We start from the raw sequence: 6,701 nt of genomic DNA on the forward strand, positions 1-6,701 counted from the left end.
TGGGCCATGGTGCAACCCGCGGCTCAGGCCGCGCGGAGCAGGGCCTGCGCGCCCTCGCCCAGGCGCACCCGCGCCGTCAGCGGAAGGTGGTCGGAGGCCACGCGCGCGCGCGGGCTGTCATGCGTGACGACATCGGTGACCAGGCCCTGCGGCCAGCCCAGGATGCGGTCCAGCGCCAGCACGGGCAGGCGGGCGGGGAAGCTGGGCGGCGCCTTGGGGGTGGGGCCGAAGAAGGGTTCCAGCATCCGCAGCGAGGATTTCGCGCCGGGCCGCCATTCGTTCAGGTCGCCCAGCAGCAGGGTGGGCATGGGCTCACCCTCGGCGATGGCGTCCAGGATGGCGATGGCCTGGCGCTGCCGGCTGTGCAGCAACAGGCCGAGATGCGCGCCGACCACGCGCAGCGGGCCCATCGGCAGGTCGAGTTCCGCGATGACCGCGCCACGCGGCTCCGCACCTGGCAGGCGAAGGCGGCGGATGCGGGCCTGCATGCCAGGCCGCACCAAGAGCGCATTGCCATGCCAGCCATGGCCATCCGGCAGTTCCGAGATGTCGAGGGGGACGAGGCCGGCCTCGCGCTCCAGCGCCGCGAGGTCGAGCAGGCCGGTGCGGCGGCCGAAGCGCTTGTCGGCCTCCTGCAGCGCCACGAGGTCCGCGCCCATCTCGGCGATGACGGAGATGGAGCGGTGCGGGTCGAACTTGCCGTCCGTCCCCACGCATTTGTGCAGGTTCCAGGAGGCGACGCGCAACTCCCCTTCCGCGGCGGCATAGGCGCGCGGGGCGTCGGGCCGGTCGCGGAAATCCCGCACCAGGCGGCGGACACGGCGCGCGACGCGGCGGATGCCGGGCGTGCCCGCGAGGGGCCGGAAGGGAAGCAGCGTCATGGAGGGCGTTTCGACAATTCCTGATAAGTATCCGAGGCCTGAACGCCCCGCTGGAAGATGGGATGCGCGGGCGTCGCTGCCAAGCGACAAAGCGTGACCTGCCCGGATTGGCGGAAGGTTAAGGCCGCGCCCCGCTCGACCGGCCGGGGCGGGCCAGGATGCCGGTGCGAGGCACGGTGGTTAGCGAAACATGACATCGCGGACAGGTGTTGCGCGCGCATTTCGGCGGCGCCCGGGCATCAATGGCCGATTTTATGTGCAACTGGGCCAAAACCGCACGGTGAATCTACGCGTGATGGGCAATATGCCCGTTGAGTGGGCTGCCTCTCGCTGCCTAGCCTTTCCCCACGCAGCGCGAGGATCCCCGCTCCATGGACATCGGCGTCTTCCTTCCCATCGGCAATAATGGCTGGCTGATCTCGACCACCTCGCCGCAATACATGCCGACATTCGAGCTGAACCGTGACGTCACACTGATGGCGGAGAAATACGGCTTCGAATTCGCCCTCTCCATGATCAAGCTGCGCGGCTTCGGCGGGCCATCGGAATACTGGGACCACAACCTGGAAAGCTTCACGCTGATGGCGGGGCTCGCCTCCATCACCACGCGGGTGAAGCTGTTTGCCTCGGTGGCCGTGCTGACCGTGCCGCCCGCGCTGCTGGCGCGCATGGCCGTGACGATTGACGCCATCGCGCCCGGGCGCTTCGGGGTGAACATCGTCTCCGGCTGGCAGAAGGCCGAATACGAGCAGATGGGCATCTGGCCGGGCGAGGCGCATTTCGCCCGCCGCTACGACTATTGCGGCGAATATGTGCAGGTGCTGCGCGACCTCTGGGCCACCGGCCGCTCCGACTTCAAGGGCGACTTCTTCCAGATGAGCGACTGCCGGGTGAGCCCCCGGCCGCAGGGCGGCAAGCTCGACATCATCTCCGCCGGGCAGTCCAACCGGGGCATGCAGTTCGCCGCCGAATACGCCGAGATGAACTTCATCAGCGCGGGCGGCATCAATGACGTGTCCAAGGTGCGGCCGCACACCGAGCGCCTGATGGCCGCCAACGCCGCCGCCGGCGCGGACTGCAAGGCGGTGCTGCTGATGATGATCATCGCCGACGAGACGGATGAGGCCGCGATGGCCAAGTGGCACCGCTATGTCGAGGGCACCGACCTGGAGGCCCTGGCCTGGCGCGACAGCCAGGCGGCCGCCGATGTGAAGGCCGAGGCGCATTCCACCGTGGGCCGCATGGTGACCTCCGACCGCGTGCCGACGAACATGCTGCGCCTCATCGGCTCCTACGAGACCGTCGCGCGGCAGCTCGACGAATTGAGCGAGACGCCCGGCCTGCGCGGCGTGATGCTGACCTTCGACGACTACCTGATCGGCATGGAGCAGTTCGGCACGCGCATCCAGCCACTGATGAAATGCCGGGCGGACAGGCTGGCGAAGGCGGCGTGAAGGTGGTGCACGATCTGGAGATCGTCGCGCTGCGGAAGAGGTATGGCGCCTTCACCGCGGTGGACGATGTGTCGCTGCGCGTGGGCAAGGGGCAGTTCGTCTGCCTGCTGGGCCCCTCGGGCTGCGGCAAGACCACCACGCTGCGCTGCGTGGCAGGGCTGGAGGAACCCGATGAGGGCGACATCCTGATCGGCGGAAAGAACGTCACGAACGACCCGCCCTGGGAACGCGACATCGCGATGATGTTCCAGGATTTCGCGCTCTTCCCCCACATGACGGTGGAGAAGCAGGTCGGCTTCGGCCTGGAGATGCGGAAATGGCCGGCGCTAAAGCGCGACAAGCGCGTGGCCGAGGTGCTGAAGGCCTTCGAGATCGACCGCTTCGCGAACCGCAAGCCCGGCAGCCTCTCGGGCGGGCAGCGGCAGCGCGTGGCGCTGGCGCGCGCGATGATCACGGAGCCGCGGCTGCTGCTGCTGGATGAGCCCATCGGCGCGCTGGACTACTCGCTGCGCGAGACGGTGATGATCGAGCTGAAGACGCTGCAACGGCGCACCGGCATCTCCTTCATCTGGGTCACGCATGACCAGAACGAGGCCTTCTCGCTGGGCGACCTGGTGGTGGTGATGAACCACGCGAAGATCGAGCAGCAGGGCAGCCCGGAGGAGATTCTCCAGCGCCCGCGCACGCCCTTCGTCGCGGGCTTCGTGCAGGGCAACAACGTCTTCCATGGCAAGGTGGAGGATGTGCGCGGCGAGGAGGCCGCGATCGGCACCGCCGCCGGCCGCTTCGTGGTGCCGCTGCGCGGCGTCGCGGCGCAGCCGGGGCAGGCGGCCAGCTTCTCGGTGCGCGCGGAACGGCTGCGGCCGGCCCCGCCGGGGGATTGGCCCAACCGCCTCGCCACCTCCTGCCGCACGGTGGAGTATTTCGGCTCCGTCCGCCGCTACATCCTGGAACGTCCGGATGGCGAGGTGATGAAGCTGGACCAGTTCGGCGCGGAACCCGCCTTCCTCGCGGCCGATGGCGCCGCCGAAATCGGCTGGCCAACCGAAGCCGGCGTGCTGCACGGATGAGCACGATCCGCCCACGCTCCTTGCCCGCCTATCTGCTGGCGCTGCCGGCCGGCTTGTGGATGTTCGGCGCGGTGGTGATGCCCGCGCTGCTGATCCTGTGGGTGTCGCTCTGGGGCGGCACGGCGTTCGGGCCGGGCAACCCCATCACCTTCGCCAACTACGAACGCTTCTTCGCCAATGCCTCCTACCGCGGGCTGATCGCGAACACCTTCCTGCACACGCTGATGCTGATGGCGATTACGGGGGTGATGGGCTACGGCATCGCCTACTTCCTGGTGATGAAGGTGACGAGCCGCGCCTGGCGCACGGCGCTGTTCCTGGCCTTCATCATTCCCTTCTGGACCAGCGCGCTGATCCGCGCCATCGCCTGGGTGCCCTTCCTGGGCGTGAACGGCGTGATCAACCAGGCGCTGATGGGGCTGGGGCTCACCGAGCGGCCCATCGAGATCTTCCTCTATTCGCGGACCGGCATCTCGATGGCGCAGGTCTCGCTCTACACGCTGATGGCGTCAGGCCCCGTGGTCTACATGCTGGCGCAAATCCCGCCCTCGCTGCGGGAGGCGGCGATGACGCTGAAGGCCCCGCCGGGCGTGGTGTTCCGCCGCGTCATCTTCCCCCTGACGCTGCCGGGCGTCGTCATCGGGCAGGTGCTGGTGTTCCTCTCCGTCATGGCGGATTTCGCGACCGTGCAATGGATCGGCGGCAACAAGATCGCGCTGCTGCCCAACCTCATTCTGAACTTCTACGAGGGCGCGCAGCTGCGCGCCGCCGCCGTGGTCTCGGTGGTGCTGATGGCCTGCATGCTGGTCGGCACCTTCATCGCCATGCGCGTCGTGGACATCCGCAAGCTGGGGACGTGACGATGCATTGGCGCACCCGCTCCCGCCTCATGACCGCGCTGCTGGGCACGCTGACGGTGGGCTTTCTGCTCTACCAATGGCTGCCGGTGTTCACGCTGGGGCTGCTGTCGTTCAGCGGGCCCACGGGGGGCACGACCTTCCCGATGAACGGCGTCTCGCTCCATTGGTACCGGGAGCTGATCGAGGCCTCCATCATGAACGACTTCAAGCCGCCCTTCGGCCGGTCGGTCATGCTGGCGGCGGCGTGTTCGGTGGTGACCTGCGTGCTGGCGGTGGCCTCGGCGCAGGCGATGCGGGGGCGGTTCCGCGGGCACAATTTGTTCTTCTATTTGCTGCTGCTGGGCATCATGGCGCCCGGGCTGCTGGTGGGCTTCGGCGTGGCCATCATGGGCCGGCTGATGGGCATCGAGCCCGCCTGGAACACCACCGCCTTCTTCGTGCAGGTGAGCTGGACGCTGCCCTTCGGCTTCCTGGTGATGCTCTCCATCTTCAACCGCTTCGACAGTAGGTTGGAGGAGGCCGCACTCACCCTCGGCGCCAACCGCCTCACCACCTTCCGGCGCATCACCCTGCCCATCGTGCTGCCGGGTGTCATTGGCGCGGCGCTGTTCGGCTTCACCCTCTCCTACGACGAGTTTCCACGCACGATGTTCACTTCGGGCGCGGACATGACGCTGCCGCTGGCCGTCATGGCGCAGCTCGACCGCGAGCTCACGCCCGAGCTCTATGCCATCGGCACCGCGACCACGCTGCTGTCATTGGTCGCGATCCTGGCCTGCACGCTGATCCTGGTTTCGCTGCGCCGGACGGCGCGGCCTGGTTCGTGACACTCCAACCAAGGGGACTGACGCAGCATGACGATTTCCCGCCGCACCCTGCTCGGCGCCGGTGTCGCCGCACCGGCCCTCATCCTCCCGCCCACCGCCATGGCGCAGGCCCGCAGCATCAGCCTGGCCGGCGCCAGCTTCGACATCCGTGAGCCCATCCTGCGCGAATGGGTCCGCCGCACCAACGTGACGCCGCGGCCCTGGGTGAATGCCTCCACCCTCGCCCGCGCCGACCGCATCCGCACCGCCCAGGTGGACCTCGCCACGCTGGACGCGCCCTTCTCCAAATACGCGCATGACGAGGGGCTGACGCAGCCCATTGACGTGACGCGGCTGACGCATTGGAACCGGCTGCATCCGCTCTTCGCGGAGGGCCAGGCCACGCCCGACAGCCCGCTCGGCCTCGGCGCCAACCCCGGCCGGATGATGTGGCTGAATCCGGAGAAGACGCGCACCATCTTCGCGCCGATGTTCTTCCAGATGGACAGCATCGGCTACAATTCCCGCCATGTGCAGGCGGAGAACAACACCCTCTCCTGGGGCGAACTGTTCAACCCGCGCTATCGCGGCCGCGTGGCGCTGTTCGGCATTGACTGGCTGGGCATGCTGGACGCGGCACTCGGCATGCAGGCGCTGGGGCTGCTGCCGGCCACGACCAACCCCACCAACCTGACCAATGCCGAGGTGGACACCGTCATCGCCTTCCTCATCGAGAAGAAGCGCGAGGGGCATTTCCGCGCCCTCTGGCGCGCCTATGGGGAGTTGGTGAACCTGATGACCTCGGAGGAGGTCTGGATCGCGGATGCCTGGTGGCCCGTGGCGGTGGAAGTCGCGCGGCGCGGCGTGCCCATGCGCTATGCCGTGGCGAAGGAGGGCTATCGCGCCTGGTGCCAGGGCTATGCGATTTCGTCGAACTGCCGTGACCTCGACCTGGCCTATGACTGGCTGAATTTCTGGATGTCCGGCTTCCCCGGCGCGCGGCAATCCGAGATCGGCTACTTCTCCACCACCGACACCTACGGCCCCTACCTGGACGAGGCCACGAAGCGCGCGGTCTATGATGGTGTGGACCGCGACGGCGGCTCGCTGGAGGACCGCGCGCGCAAGGTCTATGTGTGGAACACGCGGCCCGACAACATGGGCTACTACACCGAGAAGTGGAACGAGTTCCTCGCCGCCTGAACGGAGCACAGATGCAGGAAAGCGACATGACCGCGCGGCAGCTCTACGCCGCGCTGAAATCGGCCCCGCCGCGCGCGCGCTTCGGCTTCGGGCGCCGCGCGGCCCTGGTGAATGTGGACCCGCAGCGCGCCTACACCGACGTCGCCGCCTTCCCCGCCACGGCCTACGAGACCGACCCGCTTCAGTGCGCGCACATCAACACGCTGGCCGCGCTGTGCCGCGAGAAGCGTTTTCCCGTGGTCTGGACCTATGTCGCCTATGTCGAGAGCGGCGAGGATTGCGGCGTCTGGGGCACGCGCACCGACACGCCGGACAGCCTGCAGAACATCAAGGAAGGCTCGGCCCGCGCGCAGTTCGACCCGCGTTTGCACATCGCGGGCAGCGACATCGTCATCAAGAAGCGCATGGCCTCGGCCTTCTTCGAGAC

At 68.0% G+C, this 6,701-nt stretch carries 7 protein-coding genes; 6 read left to right on the forward strand and 1 reads right to left on the reverse strand.

The genetic code is table 11. The features are described from left to right. Nucleotides 1-23: 23 nt before the first annotated feature. Nucleotides 24-881, reverse strand: a complete 858-nt coding sequence (locus tag JTN19_RS09170) for an endonuclease/exonuclease/phosphatase family protein (RefSeq protein WP_206931642.1) — start codon at nt 879-881, stop codon at nt 24-26. Between the two features lie 371 nt (nt 882-1,252). Between JTN19_RS09170 and rutA the strand changes: the two genes are divergently transcribed. The 6 genes from rutA to JTN19_RS09200 form a co-directional block, all read left to right on the forward strand. Further along, nucleotides 1,253-2,335 carry a pyrimidine utilization protein A gene (rutA, locus tag JTN19_RS09175; protein ID WP_206931644.1) on the forward strand — a complete coding sequence of 361 codons (1,083 nt, stop codon included), beginning with the start codon at nt 1,253-1,255 and terminating at the stop codon, nt 2,333-2,335. Nucleotides 2,336-2,337: 2 nt separating this feature from the next. After that, nucleotides 2,338-3,405, forward strand: a complete 1,068-nt coding sequence (locus JTN19_RS09180; protein WP_206931645.1) for an ATP-binding cassette domain-containing protein — start codon at nt 2,338-2,340, stop codon at nt 3,403-3,405. Continuing rightward, the gene (locus JTN19_RS09185) at nt 3,402-4,265 is read left to right on the forward strand and encodes an ABC transporter permease (protein ID WP_206931648.1); all 864 of its coding nucleotides are present in this window, start codon (nt 3,402-3,404) and stop codon (nt 4,263-4,265) included. The genes JTN19_RS09180 and JTN19_RS09185 overlap by 4 nt, the downstream gene beginning before the upstream one ends. Before the next feature lie 2 nt (nt 4,266-4,267). Beyond that, nucleotides 4,268-5,092, forward strand: coding sequence for an ABC transporter permease (locus JTN19_RS09190; protein ID WP_242531018.1), 825 nt, complete (start codon nt 4,268-4,270; stop codon nt 5,090-5,092). Between the two features lie 27 nt (nt 5,093-5,119). Continuing rightward, nucleotides 5,120-6,274 carry an ABC transporter substrate-binding protein gene (locus JTN19_RS09195; protein WP_206931652.1) on the forward strand — a complete coding sequence of 385 codons (1,155 nt, stop codon included), beginning with the start codon at nt 5,120-5,122 and terminating at the stop codon, nt 6,272-6,274. Nucleotides 6,275-6,300: 26 nt separating this feature from the next. Continuing rightward, a partial coding sequence (locus JTN19_RS09200) for a cysteine hydrolase family protein (RefSeq protein ID WP_242531012.1) occupies nt 6,301-6,701 on the forward strand: 401 nt, incomplete at its 3' end.

The sequence above is a fragment of the Roseococcus thiosulfatophilus genome, from assembly GCF_017311575.1.
Taxonomy (GTDB): Bacteria; Pseudomonadota; Alphaproteobacteria; order Acetobacterales; family Acetobacteraceae; genus Roseococcus; species Roseococcus thiosulfatophilus.

What these genes read in the sequence shown, in the direction of transcription:
- JTN19_RS09170 (WP_206931642.1), bottom strand. Translation starts at nt 881, where the DNA reads ATGACGCTGCTTCCCTTCCGGCCCCTCGCGGGCACGCCCGGCATCCGC.
- rutA (WP_206931644.1), top strand. Translation starts at nt 1,253, where the DNA reads ATGGACATCGGCGTCTTCCTTCCCATCGGCAATAATGGCTGGCTGATC.
- JTN19_RS09185 (WP_206931648.1), top strand. Translation starts at nt 3,402, where the DNA reads ATGAGCACGATCCGCCCACGCTCCTTGCCCGCCTATCTGCTGGCGCTG.
- JTN19_RS09190 (WP_242531018.1), top strand. Translation starts at nt 4,268, where the DNA reads ATGCATTGGCGCACCCGCTCCCGCCTCATGACCGCGCTGCTGGGCACG.
- JTN19_RS09195 (WP_206931652.1), top strand. Translation starts at nt 5,120, where the DNA reads ATGACGATTTCCCGCCGCACCCTGCTCGGCGCCGGTGTCGCCGCACCG.